Source organism: Xanthomonas sp. LMG 12462 (assembly GCF_009192885.1).
Taxonomy (GTDB): Bacteria; Pseudomonadota; Gammaproteobacteria; order Xanthomonadales; family Xanthomonadaceae; genus Xanthomonas_A; species Xanthomonas_A sontii.
The window spans coordinates 1-19,760 of record NZ_NMPP01000028.1; the positions used below are offsets into that span (position 1 = coordinate 1).

19 protein-coding genes are annotated in these 19,760 nt (G+C 70.5%); 14 read left to right on the forward strand and 5 right to left on the reverse strand.

Translation table 11 applies throughout. The features are described 5' to 3' along the window. Positions 1-332: 332 nt before the first annotated feature. Both CEK69_RS07725 and CEK69_RS07730 read right to left on the reverse strand, forming a co-directional pair. The gene (locus CEK69_RS07725; RefSeq protein WP_226975085.1) at positions 333-623 is read right to left on the reverse strand and encodes a hypothetical protein; all 291 of its coding nucleotides are present in this window, start codon (positions 621-623) and stop codon (positions 333-335) included. Positions 624-829: 206 nt separating this feature from the next. Then, positions 830-1,708 (reverse strand): LysR substrate-binding domain-containing protein, encoded by an 879-nt coding sequence (locus CEK69_RS07730; protein WP_152244849.1) that lies wholly within the window; start codon positions 1,706-1,708, stop codon positions 830-832. A 98-nt stretch (positions 1,709-1,806) separates the two neighbouring features. Here CEK69_RS07730 and bla point away from each other — a divergent pair, with 98 nt between their 5' ends. Together bla and CEK69_RS07740 are read left to right on the forward strand one after the other, a co-directional pair. Then, on the forward strand, positions 1,807-2,715 hold the full coding sequence (bla, locus tag CEK69_RS07735; protein WP_152244851.1) for a class A beta-lactamase: 909 nt from the start codon (positions 1,807-1,809) through the stop codon (positions 2,713-2,715). Positions 2,716-3,031: 316 nt separating this feature from the next. Beyond that, positions 3,032-3,955, forward strand: coding sequence for an alpha/beta hydrolase (locus tag CEK69_RS07740; protein ID WP_152244881.1), 924 nt, complete (start codon positions 3,032-3,034; stop codon positions 3,953-3,955). A 91-nt stretch (positions 3,956-4,046) separates the two neighbouring features. On the opposite strand, the gene CEK69_RS07745 is transcribed toward CEK69_RS07740, so the two are convergent. Beyond that, entirely contained in the window at positions 4,047-6,215 is a 2,169-nt protein-coding gene (locus CEK69_RS07745) for a phospholipase C, phosphocholine-specific (RefSeq protein WP_152244853.1), read from the reverse strand. Positions 6,216-6,530: 315 nt separating this feature from the next. Here CEK69_RS07745 and CEK69_RS07750 point away from each other — a divergent pair, with 315 nt between their 5' ends. Next, the gene (locus CEK69_RS07750; RefSeq protein ID WP_152244855.1) at positions 6,531-7,814 is read left to right on the forward strand and encodes a cation:proton antiporter; all 1,284 of its coding nucleotides are present in this window, start codon (positions 6,531-6,533) and stop codon (positions 7,812-7,814) included. Between the two features lie 74 nt (positions 7,815-7,888). After that, positions 7,889-8,230 carry a zinc ribbon domain-containing protein gene (locus CEK69_RS07755; RefSeq protein ID WP_148828961.1) on the forward strand — a complete coding sequence of 114 codons (342 nt, stop codon included), beginning with the start codon at positions 7,889-7,891 and terminating at the stop codon, positions 8,228-8,230. Between the two features lie 168 nt (positions 8,231-8,398). On the opposite strand, the gene CEK69_RS07760 is transcribed toward CEK69_RS07755, so the two are convergent. Beyond that, entirely contained in the window at positions 8,399-9,352 is a 954-nt protein-coding gene (locus CEK69_RS07760) for a DUF3011 domain-containing protein (RefSeq protein ID WP_148828960.1), read from the reverse strand. Positions 9,353-9,509: 157 nt separating this feature from the next. On the opposite strand from CEK69_RS07760, the gene aspS reads away from it, so the two are divergent. The 5 genes from aspS to CEK69_RS07785 all read left to right on the forward strand — a co-directional run bounded on the left by aspS (position 9,510) and on the right by CEK69_RS07785 (position 13,171). Next, a complete protein-coding gene (gene aspS / locus CEK69_RS07765) occupies positions 9,510-11,261 on the forward strand; it encodes an aspartate--tRNA ligase (protein WP_152244857.1) in 1,752 nt (583 codons plus the stop codon). Between the two features lie 33 nt (positions 11,262-11,294). Continuing rightward, a complete protein-coding gene (locus CEK69_RS07770; RefSeq protein WP_152244859.1) occupies positions 11,295-11,606 on the forward strand; it encodes a DNA primase in 312 nt (103 codons plus the stop codon). Between the two features lie 3 nt (positions 11,607-11,609). Next, positions 11,610-12,128 (forward strand): GNAT family N-acetyltransferase, encoded by a 519-nt coding sequence (locus tag CEK69_RS07775; protein ID WP_152244861.1) that lies wholly within the window; start codon positions 11,610-11,612, stop codon positions 12,126-12,128. 97 nt (positions 12,129-12,225) lie between these two features. Continuing rightward, positions 12,226-12,537, forward strand: a complete 312-nt coding sequence (locus tag CEK69_RS07780; protein WP_223875595.1) for an I78 family peptidase inhibitor — start codon at positions 12,226-12,228, stop codon at positions 12,535-12,537. A gap of 7 nt (positions 12,538-12,544) precedes the next feature. Next, positions 12,545-13,171, forward strand: coding sequence for an alpha/beta fold hydrolase (locus CEK69_RS07785; protein ID WP_152244863.1), 627 nt, complete (start codon positions 12,545-12,547; stop codon positions 13,169-13,171). A gap of 100 nt (positions 13,172-13,271) precedes the next feature. Here the strand turns inward: CEK69_RS07785 and CEK69_RS07790 are convergent, their stop codons facing one another. Then, positions 13,272-14,168, reverse strand: a complete 897-nt coding sequence (locus CEK69_RS07790; protein ID WP_152244865.1) for a hypothetical protein — start codon at positions 14,166-14,168, stop codon at positions 13,272-13,274. Between the two features lie 258 nt (positions 14,169-14,426). On the opposite strand from CEK69_RS07790, the gene CEK69_RS07795 reads away from it, so the two are divergent. From CEK69_RS07795 to ruvB, 5 genes are all read left to right on the forward strand, one after another. Next, on the forward strand, positions 14,427-15,161 hold the full coding sequence (locus tag CEK69_RS07795; RefSeq protein ID WP_010344319.1) for a YebC/PmpR family DNA-binding transcriptional regulator: 735 nt from the start codon (positions 14,427-14,429) through the stop codon (positions 15,159-15,161). Positions 15,162-15,243: 82 nt separating this feature from the next. Further along, on the forward strand, positions 15,244-15,840 hold the full coding sequence (ruvC, locus tag CEK69_RS07800; protein WP_226975086.1) for a crossover junction endodeoxyribonuclease RuvC: 597 nt from the start codon (positions 15,244-15,246) through the stop codon (positions 15,838-15,840). 124 nt (positions 15,841-15,964) lie between these two features. Beyond that, positions 15,965-16,549, forward strand: coding sequence for a Holliday junction branch migration protein RuvA (gene ruvA / locus CEK69_RS07805; RefSeq protein ID WP_010344317.1), 585 nt, complete (start codon positions 15,965-15,967; stop codon positions 16,547-16,549). A 130-nt stretch (positions 16,550-16,679) separates the two neighbouring features. Beyond that, a complete protein-coding gene (locus tag CEK69_RS07810; RefSeq protein WP_223875597.1) occupies positions 16,680-18,521 on the forward strand; it encodes a potassium transporter Kup in 1,842 nt (613 codons plus the stop codon). Between the two features lie 182 nt (positions 18,522-18,703). Continuing rightward, positions 18,704-19,741 (forward strand): Holliday junction branch migration DNA helicase RuvB, encoded by a 1,038-nt coding sequence (gene ruvB, locus CEK69_RS07815; protein WP_017912299.1) that lies wholly within the window; start codon positions 18,704-18,706, stop codon positions 19,739-19,741. Positions 19,742-19,760: the final 19 nt, after the last annotated feature.

A 19,760-nucleotide genomic window follows, 5' to 3' on the forward strand; every position in this document is an offset into this window, starting at 1 on the left:
GCCGTGCGTGTCGGCGTACCCTCACCCCAACCCCTCTCCCGGTGGGAGAGGGGCTTCAATCGCTTCTTGACGCCGCTCCAGGCCAGACCGGAGCGCGAGCCGGCCCATCCCTGTGGGAGCGGCTTCAGCCCCGACGCCGCATCGCCTCAGCCAACGGCAAGTCCCACCTGCATTGCCTGCGCCAGCGCCCAGGGCTGCGCGCGCGCCTGCCCCACGAGGACGCTGCTGGCGACAGTGGCAGGCCGTGCCCGGCGCAATCGCGCGCGCCGGACATGCCGTGCAGGATGAGGACGATCGCATCCGCCGACGCGCGCGGCGCCGGCCCGTGCCGCTCAGGCGGCAGCGCTGGCCACGACCAGCAGACCGCCGGCGATCGCCGCCCAGTCCAGCGGCGTGCGCGAGCGCAGGCTCTGCAGCGAGGGGCGGGCGGTCGGCGTCGGCCGCAGGCCGGCCTTCAGCGCCATCAGCGCCAGGCCAGCGGCGCTGAGCGCCCAATGCCATTCGCTGGCGCCGCCGCGCAGGAAATAGGCCAGATGCAGCACACACAGACAGGCCAGCACGCCGGCCAGCACGACGTCACGCGAGACCAGGCCCGGGCGGGCGGTCAGGACAGCACGGTTCATCAGCATGTTTCCCCCGAAACGGTCAGCGCCATCCCCGGCGCACAGTGCGACTGCGACCAGGATCATATTTCGGGCCTGCGCGGCCGCCAAGCGGCAGTGCACAAATTCTTCACATTACTGTCAGGCCTTGCTGGTAAGCGAAGCAAGGTGCGTGCCGGCGTGTGCCCAAGCCCTCCCGGCGCCCTCTGCGGCGGCAGCGGTGTCGCTCAGTCGGCCAGTGCGGCCTGCTCGGCCAGCAACCACTCGCGCAAGCGTCGGGCGGCGTCGCTTTCCGCGCGCGAGCGCAGCCGGGTCAGCCAGTAGCGGCCCAGGTCGATGCGGGTGCTGAACGGACAGACCAGCCGCCCGGCATCCAGGTCCTGGGCGAACAGCCGCAGCGGCAGCAAGGCCACGCCGTGGCCGGCCGCGGCGATGCTGGCCAGGGTCAGCGAGGCATCGCAGATCGGGCCGCCGGCCTGCACCTCGGGCGCGCCGGCGGCCTGCAGCCAGCGCGGCCATTCGTCCAGCCGATAGGAACGCAGCAGCGTGGTCCTGGCGAGGTCCGCAGACGTGCGCAGCAGCGGCGCCAGTGCCGGCGCGCACACCGGCGCGAACGGCGCGTCCAGGATCGGCGTGGCGTGCTGCCCCTGCCAGTCGCCATCGCCGAAACGGATCGCCAGGTCCAGGCCTTCGCCGGCCAGGTCGACGCGGTTGTTGTGGGTGTACACGCGCAGTTCGATGTCCGGGTGCGCGGCGTGGAAGGCGTCCAGCCGCGGCAGCAGCCAACCCACCGCGAAAGTGCCGACCACGCCCACGCTCAGCGTCTCGCGATAGCGGCCGCCGGCGAAGCGCTGCAGCGTCCCGGCGATGCGGTCGAAGGCCTCGGTCAGCACCGGATGCAGGCGCAGGCCTTCGTCGGTCAGGGCGACGCCGCGCGGCAGGCGTTGGAACAGCACCACACCCAGGCGCGCCTCCAACTGTTTGATCTGATGGCTCAGCGCGGCCTGGGTCACGCACAGCTCGGCGGCGGCACGGGTCAGGTTCTGGTGCCGCGCCGCGGCCTCGAAGGCACGCAGGGCGTTCAACGGCAGATGCGGACGGATCATCGCAAGGTATCAATTCGGCTCATGGGTGCGATTGAATAACCTCGCTGGTGGGGGTGGGTCAATGCGGCCATCATCCTGGCTCCCGACGGAGGTGGACGATGCTGACGAGACGACGGTTCCTGCAGAGTGTGGGAATGGGCGCGAGCCTGCTGGTCGTGGCTGGTGCACAGGCAAAAAACGCGAAAAACCCGACGCCTACGCTACCGCAGCGGCTGGCCGAGATCGAGCGTCGCAGTGGCGGTCGGCTCGGCGTGAGCCTGCTCGACGGCGGCGGCGCAACGCTCGGCGGACAGCGCCAGGACGAGCGCTTCCCGCTGTGCAGTACCTTCAAATTTCTATTGGCAGGGGCGGTGCTGCAGCGGGTCGACCGCGGCGAACTGGCCCTGGAGCGGCGCGTGCCGGTGCGCAAGGCGGATCTGCTGGCGAATGCGCCGGTGTCCGAGCGTCATGTCGGCGCCACCCTCAACGTGGTCGAACTGTGCCGCGCGGCGATGATCTACAGCGACAACACTGCGGCCAACCTGCTGCTGCCGCTGGTCGGCGACCCGCCCGGGGTGACCCGCTTCCTGCGCGCGCTGGGCGATACGCAGACCCAACTGGACCGCAACGAGCCGGGCATGAACGAGTTCGTCGCCGGCGATCCGCGCGACACCACCACGCCGGCGGCGATGGCGGCGACGATGCGTGCCTTGTTGCTCGGCGACGTACTGCAGCCGGTGTCGCGACAGCGCCTGATTGCTTGGATGCGCGACAACCGTACCGGCAACGACTGCCTGCGCGCCGGCTTGCCGGCGGGCTGGCGGATCGGCGACAAGACCGGCAGCAACGGCACCGATACCCGCAACGACATCGCCATCGTCTGGGCGCCGGGGCGGGCCACGCCGCTGCTGCTCACCGCCTATCTCAACGGCGCCACGGTCGACAGCGCCGCGCGCGATGCGACGCTGAAAGCGGTGGCGCAGGCGGTCGTGGCTTCGCTGCCTGCGCAGACGCGGCGTACCGGTTAGGCGGCGTTGCGCGCGTTGCATCGACTGCGTTCGCCGCAATCGCGCCGGATGCAGGTCGATCTCCCGTAGGCGCGGCTTCGGCCGCGACAGGTTTTATCGCGAAGGTCCGTCGCGGCTGATCCCACGAGCGGGAGCCGCAGCCATGCGTACGAGACGCTGCTCGCGATCATCGGCGACGCCACGTGTCGATGCCGCGCGCGATCGCCCGCGTTGTACCAACGGCCACGGCCACCGCGGCCGTGCTCACTGATCGTGCGGTCCCTTTCATTCCCAACCCTGTTCGGAGCGTCCCATGCGTCGATTCGTGTGCTGTTCGTTGGCCATTGCCCTCGGTCTGTCTGCCCACGCCGCGCAGGCGCGGGTCTGGGAACCCGCACCGGGTCACGTGCAGGTGCCGATCTGGCCTGGCGCGGTGCCGGATGCGCTGCCGCATCCGAAGCCGGAAACGGCTGGGCCCGGGGCCAGGATCGACAACGTCAGCCGGCCGACCATGACCGTGTACCCGGCGCAGGGCCACAACACCGGCGCCGCGGTGGTGGTGTTTCCCGGCGGCGGCTACCAGATGCTGGCGATGGACCTGGAGGGCACGGAGATCTGCGACTGGCTAGTCTCGCGCGGCATCACCTGCGTGCTGTTGAAATACCGCGTGCCGAACTCCGGGCCGACCTGGGTCAACGACCGGCGCTACTACCCCAAGGTGCAGACCGCGCTGCAGGACGCGCAGCGCACGCTGGGCCTGGTGCGCCAGCAGGCCGCCACCTGGGGCGTGGACCCGCACAAGATCGGGGTGATGGGCTTTTCCGCCGGCGGCCACCTGGTCGCCGCGACCAGTACGCATTTCGCCAAGCGCACCTATCCGCTGGTGGATGCCGCCGATCGCGTGAGCTGCCGCCCGGATTTTGCCATCGCCGTGTATCCCGGCCATCTGTGGGTGCACGAGGACGAGGACGCCGACACCCGCGATTTCACCGATCTGGCCCTGCGTCCGGACATCCGCGTCGCCGCCGACACCCCGCCGACCTTCCTGCTGCAGGCGCAGGACGACTATGTGGACGGCATCTCGCAGGTGCTGGCGTACTACGTCGCACTCAACCATGCCGACGTGCCGACGGAAATGCACATCTATGCCCAGGGCGGCCACGCCTTCGGCCTGCGCGCGAAGAACCTGCCGATCGCACAGTGGCCGCAGCTGGTGGAGACCTGGCTGCGGACGATCGGGGTGCTTGAGGGCCGGGATTAGGGATTCGGGATTCGGGATTCGGGATTGGCAAGAGCGTGTCAGTGCGCGGATTGCGCTTTCACGAATCCCCAATCCCAAATCCCGGACGTTGTCACGAATCCCCAATCCCGATTCCCGAATCCCGCCCGCCTCCGGCGGGCTCCTGATACAGCCGCGCCGCCCCGCCCATCGCCGGGTCGCTGATGCCGGGCTTGCCGGTTTCCACGCGGCCGGCCAGGCGCTGACGGGCGTTGTCCTGGACCAGCCACAGGTCGTACCAGCCGCCGCTCGGCTTGGCATTCCAGCGAATGCGCTGCTCGGTGCCGGGCGCCAGCGTCACCCGTTGGCGCGGTTGTGCCTGGGCGTAGGCGGCCGGTTCCAGGGACACCTCGAGTGGCGCGGCACCCGGATTGCGCAGGACCAGGCACAGTGCCTGCGCGTCGGTCGGCTCCTGGACGATCTCGGCCTGCAGCAGCGGGGCGCTGAGGTCGCCGCGGTAGTGGCGGTGGAAGCCGTTGGGGCCGAGCAGCCACAGGTCGTAGCTGCCGTCGTAGGTGGTCCAGGTGCCGTCCAGGGTCGCGCCAGCGCCCACCGTGTAGCGGCGTGGGATCGCGTCTAGGAGGTAGCGGTCGTAGACGTGCAGCACCGCCGCTGCGCCTGTGTTGGTCATGCGCAACTGCACCTCGCCGCGCTCCGGCACGTGCTGCAACTGCACCGTCGGCCGATACGGCAAGGCACGTGCGCGGCGCACGCCGAACGCCTGGCGCGGTGCCTGCAACTGCGCCGGCAGCGGTGGCACTGCGTGGTCGTGCAACGCCGCGGCGCGCGCGGCCGCCTCGCGCACGTCCGGCAGCTCGGCGACGAACGGACGGGTGTCGGCCTGGCGGAAATCGAAGGCGTTCAGCAGGTCGCCGCAGACCGCGCGACGCCAAGGGGTCAGGCCGGCGGCGGCGACACCGAAGCGGCGCTCCAGCAGGCGCAGCACCGAGGTGTGGTCGTAGACCTGCGAATCGACCCAGCCACCGCGGCTCCACGGCGAGATCACGTACAGCGGTACGCGCGGGCCGAGGCCGTAGGGACGCCCGCGCAGCTCCGGCGGATCGGCCTTGGCGTCGCCCGGCGCAGGATGCAGGTGGTATTCGCCGTCGGTGGCGACGCTGGAAGCGCCGGCCCAGCCGCCGGCCGCGGACGGGTCGGGCGAGGGCGGGGCCGGTGGCGGCACGTGATCGAAGAAGCCGTCGTTCTCATCGAACATCAGCAGCAGCGCGGTGCGTGCCCACACCTTGGGATCAGCGGTCAGCGCATCGAGCACGCGCGCGGTGTAGGCCGCGCCCTGCGCCGGGCTGGACGGATCGGGATGCTCGCTGCCGGCGGCGTCGGCGATGATGAAGCTCACCGACGGCAGCCGCGCAGCCAGCACGTCCTCGCGCAACTGCGCCAGGCTGCGGCTGGAGACGCCGCGTGCGCGCAGTTGCGGATCGTGCCCGGGCGCACCGCGCCAGGCCGCGCGGAACGGCGCGAAGCCGGCCAGCGGGTTGTCGGTGAAGTTGTCGGCCATGTCCTGGTAGATCTGCCAGGACACGCCGGCCTGCTGCAGCGCCTCGACGTAGCTGGGCCAGCGGTAGTCGTCCGGGTCGCCGCCCAGTTCCGGGAAGTTGTCGTGCGAATTGGCGATCGCCGGGCCGCCGGCGCGCGCATGCGGATCGTTCTGGCCGGTCCACAGGAACACGCGGTTGGGATTGGTGCCGGCCTGGATCGCGCAGTGGTACGCGTCGCAGAGGGTGAAGGCGTCGGCGAGGGCGAACTGGAACGGCAGGTCGTCGCGTTCGTAGTGGGCCAGCGCGTGGTCGCGTTTGGCTGCCGGCCACTGGCCCATGCGGCCGTGGTCCCAGGCCTGCTGCGCGTTCGGCCAGGTATGCGGGGTGCCCTGCACGCGCATGGTGGCGAAGTCGCGTGCGGTGCGCAGCGGGAACGGCGCGAGCTGGCGGCTGCCGTCGGCGCTGGGCTGCAGCCAGACCGTGCGCGGTGCGGTGTCGGCCAGCGGCGGGGCGGGGATCGGGAAACGGTCGCCGAAGCCGCGCACGCCGGGAAGGCTGCCGAAGTAATGATCGAAGGCGCGGTTCTCCTGCATCAGGATCACCACGTGCTGCAGGTCGTCGAGGGTGCCGCTGCGCACGTCCGGGGCGATCGCGGCGGCGCGGGCGATGCTCGGCGGCAACAGCGCGGCGGCGCTGGCGGTGAGGCCGGCGCGGAGCAGCCGGCGGCGGGTCAGGTCGGTCATGGCGGTCCCGGGGAACGCAAAGCGGCGGCGGCCGGGATCGGCCGCCGCCGCGAGACTGCCACGGCGCCGGTGACAGGTCGACCATGAGGGCGCTGCGACGCCGCGCTGCTGGCGCTGTTGGCTGTCTTCAGCGGCGTGTCGCGTTTGCTGCGACATGGCCTGTGCAGTGCGGGGGGGGGCTGGGATCGCACGCGGCCTGTGCCATCGCGGTGCGAGCGATTGGCACGCCAGCGCTCCGTGATGGCACAGCACACGGCCGACCCGGCATCATCGCCGCTGCCGCCGCCGGCGGGTCCCACCGGAATCTCCTGCCCGATGAGCCACGAACTGATCTACCTGCTGCTGATCTTCGCCCTGCTGGTGATCCCGCGCGCGCTGCAACGCTTCAAGATGCCGGCGCCGCTGACCTGCCTGCTGTTCGGCATCATCGCGATGCTGGCGATGGGGCCGCGCGCGCACGACCCGGTGGTGACCCTGCTGGCGACGCTCGGCATCTCTTCGCTGTTCCTGTTCGCCGGCCTGGAAGTGGACCCGAAGGCGCTGCGCCGCGGCTTGTGGCCGCTGCTGCTGCACCTGGTGGTGCGTGGCGGCACCCTGTTCGGCGTCGGCTGGCTGGCCTGGCGCTACGCCGGTCTGTCGTGGCAGGCGGCCGGATTGCTGGCGCTGGCCCTGCTGACCCCCTCCACCGGTTTCATCATCGAGTCGCTGGGGCGGCTAGGGCTGGACGAAGAAGAGCGCTTCTGGGTCACCAGCAAGGCCATCGCCGGCGAACTGCTGGCGCTGGCGGCGCTGTTCGTGATCCTGCAGGCCGGCGATCCCTGGCAGATGGGCCTGTCCAGCCTGGCGCTGCTGGCGATGCTGGTCGGCCTGCCGCTGCTGTTCGTGGCCCTGGGGCGCTGGGTGGCGCCGCAGGCGCCGGGGTCGGAGTTTTCGCTGCTGGTGATGGTCGGCCTGATCGCCGCCTACATCACCTATTCGCTGGGGGTGTACTACCTGGTCGGTGCGTTCATCGCCGGGCTGGTGGCGCGGCTGCTGCGCCAGCGCATGCCGCTGCTGGCCTCCGACGAGAACCTGCAGGCGGTGCGCCTGTTCGCCTCGTTCTTCGTGCCGTTCTACTTCTTCAACGCCGGCACCAAGGTGCCGAGCGGGGCACTGAGCCTGCAGGCGCTGGGCCTGGGCCTGGCCATGACCGCCTGCGTGCTGCCGCTGCGCATCGGCATCCTGTGGCTGCAGCGGCGGGTGCTGTTCGGCGAGGGCGCGCGCAGCAGCCTGCGGGTGTCGCTGGCGCTGTCGCCGACGCTGATCTTCACCCTGGTGCTGGCCGGCATCCTGCGCGACCGCTTCGCCATCGCCGACGCGCTGTTCGGCGCGCTGCTGCTGTACGCGGCCCTGACCACGCTGCTGCCGGCGCTGCTGCTGCGCATGCCGTTCGACGTCAGCCCGCTGGAGATGGCGCCGGCCGCGCCGACCGATCCCGCGTCGGCGCAGGCACCGACGGCGCCGGACGAGCCGGTGGCCGAGGCGCCGTTGGCGGACGCACCGACGTCGCCTGCCGGCGCGCCGGAAACGGCGCCGCGGCCCAAGCCCGGGCCGGCGTGATGAGCGGGGACGCTTGAAAGCCAGCGTGCGGCCCCCATACTGGCCGCCTCCGTTGCTCTCGCGTTTTTGCCGCCATGCCGATCTACGCTTTCCAATGTGCCGCATGCGGTCACAGCTTCGACCGCCTGCAGAAACTGTCCGATCCCGATCCGGAGACCTGTCCGTCCTGCGCCGCCCCTGCGGTCAAGCGCCAGCTCACCGCGCCGGCGTTCCGCCTGTCCGGCAGCGGCTGGTACGAGACCGACTTCAAGAAGGACGGCGACAAGAAACGCAACCTGGCCGAGTCGGGGAGTACGGCCAGCAGCGGGGACAGCAAGCCCGCGGCCGCCGCGACGACGTCCGACGCGCCGGCCAAGCCCGCTGCGGCGGCCACGCCTGCCGCCGCGCCTGCCGCGGCCAAGCCTGCGGCGACCTGAGTCCCGCCAGGCCGCGCCAAGCCCGCGGCCTCTCGTAGGAGTGGCTTCAGCCGCGACCGAGCCTTGCCCGGTCGCGGTCGATCCAAAAGAGCAAGAGCCGCTCCCGAAGTCGACCTGTCACGCCATGCATCCGGCCACGCAGCACGCCGCGTGGCCCGTTGCCTTGGCTCAGCGCGCCCCGAAGCGTGCCCGGCAGCCGCCGTTGACCCACACCGTATTGCCTTCGTAGCCCCAGGTGCGGCCTTCCGCGCAGGTGGTGCCGGACAGCTGTTCGATCAGTTCCGGGCGGCCCTGACGGCGGTCCCAGGCGCAGGTGCGCAGGCGCTTGTCGTCGCTGCTGCAGGTCACCGTGTAGCCGCTGTCCAGCGGCGGCCGGCCCGGCCCCCAGCCACCGCCGCCGCGGCCCTGGGCGAACTCGCCGCGACAACCGTCGTCGACCCACACCGCGCCATCGCGCGAGCCCCAGGTGCGGCCCTCGATGCAGCGGGTGTCCGACAGCTGCCGCACCAGCATGGCGTTGCGCCAGCCGGTCGGGCAGATGCGCTGGCGCTGGTCCTGGCTCTCGCAGCGGACGGTGCCGGCCACGCCGCCACTGCCGCCGCCGTCGCCCCAGTTGCCGCCCCAATTGCCGCGACCTTCGACGAAGCGACCACGGCAGCCCTGGTCCACCCACACCACGCCGGGCGCCGAGCCCCAGGTGCGGCCTTCGATGCAGGGCGAATCGGACAGGGTGCCGACCAGTCGCGCAGGCCCGCGAAACGGCGTGGCGCATTGCTGGCGCCGGCGGTCGTTGCTGGAGCAGGCGACGGTGCGGCCGTCGAAGCCCGGTTCCTGCCGCCAGCCGCCGCCGCTGCCGCGCAGCGAGGTGGCGATGTCCTGCTGGATGTTGCCGAAGCCCCAGCCGCGGTCGATCTGGTCCAGGTAGAACTCGAGCTGGTCGTCGGGGATCTGCCGGCCGCGCGACTGGTCGGCGTACTCGCGCTCGATCACCCGGACCCGGCCGGGGACCGACAGTTGCCGCAAGTCCTGCGGCGCGTAGGCGCGGGCGCTCTGGGCCGCGGCCGGGGCGCTGGCCAGGGCCAGCGCGGCGATCACCAGCCAGCCACCAAGGTGCTTCAACATGGGTTCTCTCCTCCCCGTGAATGGTGCGCGGACTATAGCCGCAGGCCAACTTAAGCCAGGATGAGTCATGCGCGATTTGCCCGGGCCGACGCGCCGCCGCAGAATACCGGGCTTGCCGGCGCCTTCTGCGCCGAGCGCCCCCTGTTTGGAGCTAGCGATGCGTACCCACTTCTGCGGCCTGGTCGACGAGACCCTGATCGGCCAAACCGTCACCCTGGCCGGCTGGACCGACGTGGCCCGCAACCTCGGCGGCGTGTGCTTCATCGACCTGCGCGACCACGAAGGCATCGTGCAGGTGATGGTGGAGCCGGAGAACGCGGAGGTGTTCAAGGTCGCCGCCAGCCTCGGCTACGAGGACGTGCTGCAGGTCGAGGGCGTGGTGCGCGCGCGGCATGCGGTCAACGACAAGCTGCGCAGCGGCAAGGTCGAGGTGATCGCCACCGCCATCACCGTGCTCAACAAGGCCGCGCCGCTGCCGTTCCACGCGCACGAGAACCCGGGCGAGGAAACCCGCCTGAAGTACCGGTATCTGGATCTGCGCCGCCCGGAGATGCAGCGCATGCAGCGCACCCGCATCAAGCTGGTGCAGGCGCTGCGCCGCTACCTGGACGAGCGCGGCTTCCAGGACATCGAGACGCCGATCCTGACCAAGGCCACCCCGGAAGGCGCGCGCGACTTCCTGGTGCCGGCGCGCATGCACCCCGGCGAGTTCTACGCGCTGCCGCAGTCGCCGCAGCTGTTCAAGCAGATCCTGATGGTGGCCGGCTTCGACCGCTACTACCAGATCGCGCGCTGCTTCCGCGACGAGGCGCTGCGTGCCGACCGCCAGCTCGAGTTCACCCAGCTCGACATGGAGTTCGCCTTCGTCCGCGAGCGCGACGTGCAGGACTTCGTCGAGGCGATGGTCCGCGCCATCTTCAAGGAGGTGGTCGACGTCGAGCTGGCCGCCGAATTCCCGCGCATGACCTGGGCCGAGGCCATGCGCCGCTACGGCTCGGACAAGCCGGACCTGCGCATCGCCCTGGAACTGACCGACGTCGCCGACCTGGTCAAGGACAGCGACTTCGCGGTGTTCACTGCGGCGGCCGCCGACCCAGACGGCCGCGTCGCCGCGCTGCGCATTCCCGGCGGCGCCAGCCTGTCGCGCAAGCAGATCGACGAGTACGCCGCGCACGCCGCCAAGTACGGCGCCAAGGGCCTGGCCTACGTCAAGATCGCCGACAGCGGCGAGATCAGCTCGCCGATCCAGAAGTTCTTCGGCGAAGCCGCGTTCGCCGCGCTGCTCGCCCACGTCGGTGCCGGCAACGGCGACATCGTGTTCTTCGGCGCCGGCGCCTACGGCAAGGTCTCCGACTTCATGGGCGCGCTGCGCCTGAAGGCCGGCAAGGATTTCAATCTGGTCGCCGACGGCTGGCGTCCGCTGTGGGTCACCGATTTCCCGATGTTCGAGTGGGACGAGGAGGCGCAGCGCTACGTGGCCCTGCATCATCCGTTCACCGCGCCGGCGGTGGACGATATCGCCGAGCTGCGCACGCATGCCAAGACCGCGGTGTCGCGCGGCTACGACATGGTGCTCAACGGCAACGAGATCGGCGGCGGTTCGATCCGTATCCACCGTCCGGACATGCAGAGCGCGGTGTTCGAGCTGCTCGGCATCGGTGCCGAGGAAGCGCGCGCCAAGTTCGGCTTCCTGCTGGATGCGCTGAACTACGGCGCGCCGCCGCACGGCGGCATCGCCTTCGGCATCGACCGCATCGCCGCGCTGATGGCCGGCACCGAGTCGATCCGCGACGTGATCCCGTTCCCCAAGACCACCGGCGCGCAGGACCTGATGACCGACGCGCCGTCGCCGATCGCCGACGCGCAGCTGGCCGAAGTGCACGTGCAGGTGCGCCCGCAGGCGCAGTGATCCCTTTCTTCCAACCGTAGCGCAGGCCGACACATGAGCGAGACCGCATTCAATCTGGAGTGGGAAACCCTCGGCAACGAGGGCGCAGTGGAGGCCATCGTCACCCAGCGCGCGCGCGTGTTCGGCGGCTGGCTGGTGCGCGCCGGCAGCGGCGCCAACGCGCCGCTGGCGTTCGTGCCGGATCCGGAGGGCCGTTGGGACGGCGAGGACTTCGGCGAGGACGACTACGAGTACGAGGAAGACGACGAGGAAGAAGAGGACGAGGAAGAGGAATGTGACGACGAGGACGAAGACGAGGACGACGGCGAAGAGGCCGACGCCGACGCCGCGCACCCGGCGCGCTGAGCCGTGCTGATTCGCCGCGCCACGCCGGACGATGCCGCGGCGGTGACTCGCATCGCCACGGCCACCTTCTGCGAAACCTTCGGGCATCTGTACCCCGCGCAGGACCTGCAGGCCTTCCTCGACGAGGCCTATTCGATCGAGCGCGCGCAGGTGGTGCTGGCGCATCCGGACTACGCGATCTGGCTGGTCGAGCACGACGGCGCGGTGGTCGGGCACGCCGCGGCCGGCCCCTGCGGCCTGCCGCACGCCGAGGTGCGTCCCGGCGATGGCGAACTGAAGCGCCTGTACCTGCTGCGTGCCCACCAGAACGGTGGCTGGGGTGCCCGGCTGTTCGACACCGCCCTGGCCTGGCTGGAGCGCGACGGCCCGCGCACGCTGTGGCTCGGCGTGTGGTCGGAGAACCTGGGCGCGCAGCGTTTCTACGCGCGCTACGGCTTCGAGAAGGTCGGCACCTACGAGTTCCCGGTGGGGCAGGTGCGCGATCTCGAATTCATCCTGCGCCGGCCGCCGCGCGCGGCCTGACGCCTGCCGCCGCACCTCGTCCGGGCATGCCGCGTCGACACAGCGGCAACGAGTGCGCGCTACAGTGCTGGCCTGTCCAGCTTGAGGAGAGCACGCCATGTTCCGACCGTGGATGGGAATCGCCGCCGTCGTGCCGCTGCTGGCCGCGTGCGCGCCACCGGCGTCGCTGCAGCCGGCCAGTGCCGGGCCGACGGTGCAGGGCGATGGCCGCTGCAACGTCGAGGCCGTGGCCTGGGCGGTGGGCCAGGAGGCCACCCAGGCGACCATGAGCCGGGTCTGGAAGGAGAGCGGAGCCGGCGTGGTACGGCCGATCGCGCCGGGCCAGGCGGTGACCCGCGACCTGCGCCTGGATCGGCTCAACGTGTTCCTGGATGGCAGCAATCACATCGTCCGTACCACCTGCGGCTGAGTCGCCGATGGCCGCCGCGCCCCAGGTGCTGTTGCTGCATGGCATCTGGAACGCGCGGCCGTGGCTGCTGCCGCTGGCGCTGCGCCTGCGCCGCGAGGGCTGGCGCGTCGCCAGCTTCGGCTATTCGACCGCGTTCGGCGGCGCCGAGGCCGCGCTCCCACGGCTGCACGCCCGCATCGAACGTATGGCAACCACCGGTCCGGTGGCGCTGGTCGGGCATAGCCTCGGCGGCCTGATCGCCTTGCAGGCCTTGCGGGAGGTGCCCTCGCTGCCGGTGACCCGGGTGGTGTGCCTGGGCAGCCCGCTGGCCGGCAGTGCCGCCGCGCGCGCCCTGGCGCAACGGCGGCTCGGACTGGCGCTGGGCCGCAGCGCGGCGCTGTTGCAGCAGGGCGTGGCGCGCTGGGACGGGCCGGCCGAGGTCGGCGTGGTCGCCGGCACCGTGGCGCGCGGGCTGGGCGCACGCTTTGTCGCGCTGGGGCCGGAGTCCGACGGCAGCGTAGCCCTGGCCGAGACCCGCGTGCCCGGCCTGGGCGATCACTGCCGGGTGCGCGCCAGCCACAGCGGCCTGCTGTTCTCGGCGCAGGCCGCGCGGCAGACCGCCGCCTTCCTGCGCGACGGCCGCTTCGCCGCCTGAGCCGGTCGCCAGACATCGAGCGTCCGGCGGCGGCGGTGGCCGGCGCCGCGTCGCGGTGTCCGCCGGTCCGCCTTGGCGCCGGCACAGGCGATGCCGCCGCTCAGGGCGTCACGAAGGTCTTCAACCAGTCCAGCGTGGGGTTGAGCGCCCAGGCGGCGGTGCCGCTGCGGTAGTTGCCGTCGACCAGCACGCCCGTGCACTGGGTGCCTGGATAGCCGCCGAAGCCCATGAAGCAGTGGTCGGCGTAGAGGTCCTGCACCTCCCGGTCCTTGACGACGTACCAGCCGCTGCCGTTGCTGCGGAAGCACGACTGCTGCCCGTCGCAGCGCAGCCCGGTGACCAGTTGCGCCTGGGTGCGGGCGACGTTCTCGGTGCCGCCGACGAACATGTCGCGCTCGCCGTTGATGATGCGCAGGCGATCGGACGGCAGGCTATGGTTGCCGTCGGCGATACAGGAGGCCAGGTTGTAGTAGGCGGTGTAGGTCGTACCGGTGCCCTGGCCGAACGAGGCGGCGACCCGGGGATCGTAGTCGTGCGCCAGCACCGAGATGATCGAGCCCTGGCTGAGCCCGCCGGTCACCACGCCCTTGGAGCAATCGGCCTTGTCGCGGGCGCAGAGCTGGGCGATGGCGCTGTTGATGTTCTGCGCGTCGAAGATGGCCTTGGCGCGGTTGCCGATGACGCCGCAGCTGCCGAAGCTGGCGTTGTCGTACTCCACCGAGGCCGCCACGAAGCCCTTGGCCGCGGCGGCATTCACCGCGGCCATCGCCCAGTTGCTCTGGTAGTTCTCGCCGGTCCCGCCGATATGCACGTAGACCGGGTACTTGCCCGTCGCGCGGGGTTCCTGGCCGCTGATCGCATAGGTGGTGACGCCGGCGTCGTAGCGACCCCGGAAGGCATCGGTCTGGGCGCTGGCCAGGCCCGGGGCGGCAAGGGCGAGCAGGCCCAGGCAGCGCAGGGCCAGCGACAGGAACGGGGCGGGGGTGGTGCGGGACATGAGGGATCTCCTTTCGGTGCGATGGAAAGCGGGCGCGGCTTGCACGTTCAGCCTCCAGGTGGGGCGTGACAGTTCTGGCAGCGATGTGGCGCGCATGGGTAGACAGTCCGCCAAGGTTCGACCGGCAGCACGGGCCGACGCGCGCTGGAGTGGGCGCCGGCCGCACGCGCGGTCGGTCGTCGGTGCGGCCGGGCCGCGGGATGTGCGCGGCATCAGGTAAAATCCGCGTCTTGTCCTTACAACTGTCCGGAACGCCCCATGGGTAGAGGCCCCTCGATCGAAGCCCGCAAGAACGCATCCGATGCGAAGCGCGGCAAGATTTTCACCAAGATCATCCGCGAGATCGGCGTCGCCGCGCGCGCCGGCGGCGGCGATCCGTCCAACAACCCGCGGCTGCGCGTGGCGATGGACAAGGGGCTGGCCTCCAACATGTCCAAGGACGTGATCGAGCGGGCGATCAAGAAGGCCACCGGCGAACTGGAAGGCGTGGAGTACGAGGAAGTGCGCTACGAGGGCTACGCCCCGGGCGGGGTGGCGGTGATCGTCGACTGCCTGACCGACAACCGCGTGCGTACCGTGGCCGACGTGCGCCATGCCTTCAGCAAGTGCGGCGGCAACATGGGCACCGACGGCTCGGTGGCCTTCATGTTCAAGCGCCTGGGCGTGCTCAGCTTCGCCGCGGGCGCCGACGAGGAGAAGATCACCGAGGCGGCGATCGAGGCCGGCGCCGACGACATCGTGGTCTACCCAGAGGACGGCGCGATCGACGTGCTGACCGCGCCGGAGGCGTTCCAGGCGGTCAAGGACGCCATGGACGCGGCCGGCCTGGCCGCCGACCATGCCGAAATCACCTTCCGCGCCGACAACGACATCGCCGTGGACGGCGACACCGCGGTGCAGGTGCGCAAGCTGCTGGACATGCTGGAAGACCTGGACGACGTGCAGAACGTCTATTCCAACGTCGACCAGGCCGCGCTGAGTGACGGGGGCTGACACCATGACCGCCGGGGCCCGGGGCCCAACACCCGGAACCCGGAAGAACGCCGTGCCGCCGCCGGAGGCATCGCCGACGTCGATGGCTGCCACGGGCATCTCTGCCCGCACGGGCGCTGCTTTCACGATTCCCGATTCCCGATTCCCCAATCCCGGCTCCACCCGCATCCTCGGCATCGACCCCGGCTCGCAGCGCACCGGCGTGGGCATCATCGACGTGGACGCGGCCGGCCGTACCCGGCACGTGCACCACGCGCCGCTGGTACTGCTGGGCGAGGGCGACTTCGCCCTGCGGCTCAAGCGCCTGCTGCACGGGCTGGACGCGCTGATCGAGGAGTACCGGCCGCAGGAAGTGGCGATCGAACGCGTGTTCATGGGCAAGAGCGCCGACGCGGCACTGAAGCTCGGCCATGCCCGCGGCGCGGCGATCTGCGCGGCGGTGCTGCGCGAGTTGCCGGTGCACGAGTACGCCGCCAAGGAGATCAAGCTCGCCGTGGTCGGCAAGGGCGCGGCGGAGAAGCAGCAGGTGCAACACATGGTCGGTCTCATGCTGAGCCTGACCGGCAAACTTCAGGCCGACGCCGCCGACGCACTGGCCGTCGCCATCACCCATGCCCACGTGCGCGCCACCGCGCAGCGCCTGGGCGTCAGCACGCAGCAGGCGTGGAGCAGAAAATGACAAAGGCTGGGAATCGGGAGTCGGGAATCGGGAATCGGAACAGCAGAAGCGGTGAAGCGGCCACCCGCTTTGCCCATTCCCCATTCCCCATTCCCCAATCCCGGCGCCTCGCACGAGGCGCCCAATGATCGGTCGTCTGCGCGGGATCCTGGCCTACAAGCAGCCGCCGTGGCTGGTGATCGACGTGGGTGGGGTGGGGTATGAGCTGGAGGCGCCGATGAGCACCTTCTACGACCTGCCCGACGTCGGCCGCGACGTCATCCTGTTCACCCACTATGCGCAGAAGGAGGACAGCGTGTCGCTGTACGGCTTCCTGCGCGAGGGCGAGCGGCGGCTGTTCCGGGATGTGCAGCGGGTCAGCGGGATCGGCGCGAAGATCGCGCTGGCGGTGCTGTCCGGGGTCAGCGTCGACGAGTTCGCGCGGCTGATCACCGCCGCCGACGTCACCGCGCTGACCCGCATCCCCGGCATCGGCAAGAAGACCGCCGAGCGCATGGTGGTGGAACTGCGCGACCGCGCGGCCGACTTCAGCGGCGGTGCGCCGGTGACCGGACAACTGGGTACCGACGCGGTCTCCGAGGCCACGGTGGCCCTGCAACAGCTCGGCTACAAGCCGGCCGAGGCGGCGAAGATGGCGCGCGACGCCGCCGCCGACGGCGACGAGGTCGCCACGGTGATCCGCAAGGCCCTGCAGGCGGCGCTGCGCTGACCTCGGGTCGGCTCGGCTTCCCGTTCTTTCTTCACGTTCTGGCGCTACTCTTCCCACCATGTCCAGCTCCTCCAGTTCCGCCGCCCGCCCGGGCAGCCACGATCCGCACGCCAAGACGGGCTTTGGGGTGATGCTGACCGCCATCGGCGTGGTCTTCGGCGACATCGGCACCAGTCCGCTGTACACGCTCAAGGAAGCGTTCTCGCCGCACTACGGGCTGACCCCGGACCACGACACCGTGCTGGGCATCCTGTCGCTGGTGTTCTGGGCGCTGATGCTGGTGGTCACGGTCAAGTACGTCACCGTGATCATGCGCGCCGACAACGATGGCGAGGGCGGCATCATGGCGCTGACCGCGCTGGCCCAGCGGACCCTGCCGGGCGGCTCGCGCTCGATGTACGTGGTCGGCATCCTCGGCATCTTCGGCGCCTCGCTGTTCTTCGGCGACGGCGTCATCACCCCGGCCATCTCGGTGCTGTCGGCGGTGGAAGGCCTGGAGGTGGCCGCGCCCAAGCTGGAACCGTTCGTGGTGCCGATCACCCTGCTGGTGCTGGGCATGCTGTTCATGGCCCAGCGCTACGGCACCGAGCGGGTGGGCAAGGCGTTCGGGCCGATCACCCTGGTCTGGTTCGTGGCGCTGGGCGCGATCGGCGTCTACAACATGACGCGCGCGCCGGAAGTGCTGCACGCGCTGAACCCGTGGTGGGGCGTGCGCTTCTTCGCCGAACACAACTGGCACGCGGTGTTCGTGCTCGGTGCGGTGGTGCTGGCGGTGACCGGCGGCGAGGCGCTGTACGCGGACATGGGCCATTTCGGCGCCAAGGCGATCCGCCGCTCGTGGCAGTGCGTGGTGCTGCCGATGCTGACCCTGACCTACCTGGGGCAGGGCGCGCTGGTGCTGCGCGATCCTGCGGCGGTCAGCAACCCGTTCTACGAGGCGGTGCCGGAGTGGGCGCTGTACCCGATGATCGTGCTGGCCACCGCGGCCACGGTGATCGCCTCGCAGGCGCTGATCACCGGCGCCTACTCGGTGGCCAGCCAGGCCATGCAGCTGGGCTACATCCCGCGCATGCACATCCGCCACACCTCGCACTCCACCATCGGCCAGATCTACGTGCCGGCGGTGAACTGGTGCCTGCTGGCGCTGGTGGTGGTGGCGGTGATCGGCTTCGGCGACTCCACCTCGCTGGCCACCGCCTACGGCGTCTCGGTCACCGGCACCATGCTGATCACCACCGTGCTGATGGTCATCTATGCGCGCGCCAACCCGCGCGTGCCGGCGCCGCTGCTGTGGCTGTTCGCGCTGGTGTTCCTGGCCGTGGACTGCGCGTTCTTCTACGCCAACATCATCAAGTTCCTGGACGGCGCCTGGTTCCCGCTGCTGCTGGGCCTGATCCTGTTCACCCTGATGCGCACCTGGCGCCGCGGCCGCAAGCTGCTGCACGACGAGATCCGCAAGGACGGCATCAAGCTCGACACTTTCCTGCCCGGGCTGATGCTGGCACCGCCGGTGCGCGTGCCCGGCACCGCGGTGTTCCTGACCGCCGACCCGATGGTGGTGCCGCACGCGCTGATGCACAACCTCAAGCACAACAAGGTGCTGCACGAGCGCAACGTGTTCCTGACCGTCGAAACCCTGCAGGTGCCGTACGCGGCGGCCGGGCAGCGGCTGAAGATCGACGCGATCGGCGACGAGTTCTACCGGGTCTACGTGCGCTTCGGCTTCATGGAGACCCCGGACGTGCCGCTGGCGCTGATGCGCTCCTGCGACCAGGGCGGGATCTACTTCGACCCCATGGACACCACCTATTTCGCCAGCCGCGAGACCATCGTGGCCAGCGCCAACCGCGGCATGCCGATCTGGCGCGACAAGCTGTTCGCGGTCATGCACCGCAATGCCGCCCCCGCCACCGGCTTTTTCCGCATCCCCGGCAACCGCCTGGTGGAACTGGGCGCGCAGGTGGAGATCTGAGGCCGCGACGGTGTCGCGGCCTTGGGAATGGGGAGGCGGGAATGGGGAACAGGGAAAGGCAACTGCCGCGGCGTCTGGCCTGAAACCAGGCGGCGACCATCAAAGTAAGCGCCAGCCGTGCCGCCAACCGCTACTATTGTCCGCTCGATTCCCCATTCCCGATTCCCCAATCCCGGCTTTCCATGGACCGCATCATCGCCAGCAGCGCCACCCGCGAGGATGACGCGGCCGAGGCCAGCATCCGCCCCAAGCGGCTGGACGACTATCTCGGCCAGCAGCCGGTGCGCGAGCAGCTGTCGATCTACATCGAGGCGGCCAAGGCGCGCGGGGAGGCGATGGATCATGTGCTGATCTTCGGGCCGCCGGGCCTGGGCAAGACCACGCTCAGCCACGTCATCGCCAACGAGCTGGGGGTCAATCTGCGGGTCACCTCCGGCCCGGTGATCGAGAAGGCCGGCGACCTGGCCGCGCTGCTGACCAACCTGCAGCCGCACGACGTGTTGTTCATCGACGAGATCCACCGCCTGTCGCCGGTGGTCGAGGAAGTGCTGTACCCGGCGATGGAAGACTTCCAGATCGACATCATGATCGGCGAGGGCCCGGCCGCGCGCTCGATCAAGATCGACCTGCCGCCGTTCACCCTGATCGGCGCCACCACCCGCGCCGGCCTGCTGACCGCGCCCTTGCGCGACCGCTTCGGCATCGTCCAGCGCCTGGCCTTCTACACCCCGGACGAGCTGGCGCAGATCGTGCGCCGCTCCGCCAGCATCCTCGGCATCGCCTGCAACGCCGACGGCTGCGCCGAGATCGCGCGCCGCGCGCGCGGCACCCCGCGCATCGCCAACCGCCTGCTGCGGCGGGTCCGCGACTTCGCCCAGGTCCGCGCCGGCGGGCAGATCGACCTGGCCGTGGCGCAGGCCGCCACGCAGATGCTCAAGGTCGACGCCGAGGGCTTCGACGAGCTGGACCGGCGCATGCTGCGCACCATCATCGAGTACTTCGACGGCGGCCCGGTCGGCGTCGAGTCGCTGGCCGCCTCGCTCTCGGAGGAGCGCGGCACCCTGGAGGACGTGATCGAGCCTTACCTGATCCAGCAGGGCTACCTGATCCGCACCGCCCGCGGGCGCATGGCCACCAACAAGGCCTATCTGCACTTGGGCTTGCAGCCCAAGCACCGGGAATTGGGAATCGGGAATGGGGAATCGGGGGCGCTGTTCTAGGATGTTCTGGTTACCCAGC

What these genes read in the sequence shown, in the direction of transcription:
- CEK69_RS07750 (WP_152244855.1), top strand. Translation starts at nt 6,531, where the DNA reads ATGAGCCACGAACTGATCTACCTGCTGCTGATCTTCGCCCTGCTGGTG.
- aspS (WP_152244857.1), top strand. Translation starts at nt 9,510, where the DNA reads ATGCGTACCCACTTCTGCGGCCTGGTCGACGAGACCCTGATCGGCCAA.
- CEK69_RS07795 (WP_010344319.1), top strand. Translation starts at nt 14,427, where the DNA reads ATGGGTAGAGGCCCCTCGATCGAAGCCCGCAAGAACGCATCCGATGCG.
- CEK69_RS07730 (WP_152244849.1), bottom strand. Translation starts at nt 1,708, where the DNA reads ATGATCCGTCCGCATCTGCCGTTGAACGCCCTGCGTGCCTTCGAGGCC.
- CEK69_RS07780 (WP_223875595.1), top strand. Translation starts at nt 12,226, where the DNA reads ATGTTCCGACCGTGGATGGGAATCGCCGCCGTCGTGCCGCTGCTGGCC.
- CEK69_RS07810 (WP_223875597.1), top strand. Translation starts at nt 16,680, where the DNA reads ATGCTGACCGCCATCGGCGTGGTCTTCGGCGACATCGGCACCAGTCCG.
- CEK69_RS07755 (WP_148828961.1), top strand. Translation starts at nt 7,889, where the DNA reads ATGCCGATCTACGCTTTCCAATGTGCCGCATGCGGTCACAGCTTCGAC.
- CEK69_RS07770 (WP_152244859.1), top strand. Translation starts at nt 11,295, where the DNA reads ATGAGCGAGACCGCATTCAATCTGGAGTGGGAAACCCTCGGCAACGAG.
- CEK69_RS07760 (WP_148828960.1), bottom strand. Translation starts at nt 9,352, where the DNA reads ATGTTGAAGCACCTTGGTGGCTGGCTGGTGATCGCCGCGCTGGCCCTG.
- CEK69_RS07725 (WP_226975085.1), bottom strand. Translation starts at nt 623, where the DNA reads ATGAACCGTGCTGTCCTGACCGCCCGCCCGGGCCTGGTCTCGCGTGAC.
- ruvA (WP_010344317.1), top strand. Translation starts at nt 15,965, where the DNA reads ATGATCGGTCGTCTGCGCGGGATCCTGGCCTACAAGCAGCCGCCGTGG.
- ruvB (WP_017912299.1), top strand. Translation starts at nt 18,704, where the DNA reads ATGGACCGCATCATCGCCAGCAGCGCCACCCGCGAGGATGACGCGGCC.
- CEK69_RS07745 (WP_152244853.1), bottom strand. Translation starts at nt 6,215, where the DNA reads ATGACCGACCTGACCCGCCGCCGGCTGCTCCGCGCCGGCCTCACCGCC.
- CEK69_RS07785 (WP_152244863.1), top strand. Translation starts at nt 12,545, where the DNA reads ATGGCCGCCGCGCCCCAGGTGCTGTTGCTGCATGGCATCTGGAACGCG.
- CEK69_RS07790 (WP_152244865.1), bottom strand. Translation starts at nt 14,168, where the DNA reads ATGTCCCGCACCACCCCCGCCCCGTTCCTGTCGCTGGCCCTGCGCTGC.
- bla (WP_152244851.1), top strand. Translation starts at nt 1,807, where the DNA reads ATGCTGACGAGACGACGGTTCCTGCAGAGTGTGGGAATGGGCGCGAGC.
- ruvC (WP_226975086.1), top strand. Translation starts at nt 15,244, where the DNA reads ATGGCTGCCACGGGCATCTCTGCCCGCACGGGCGCTGCTTTCACGATT.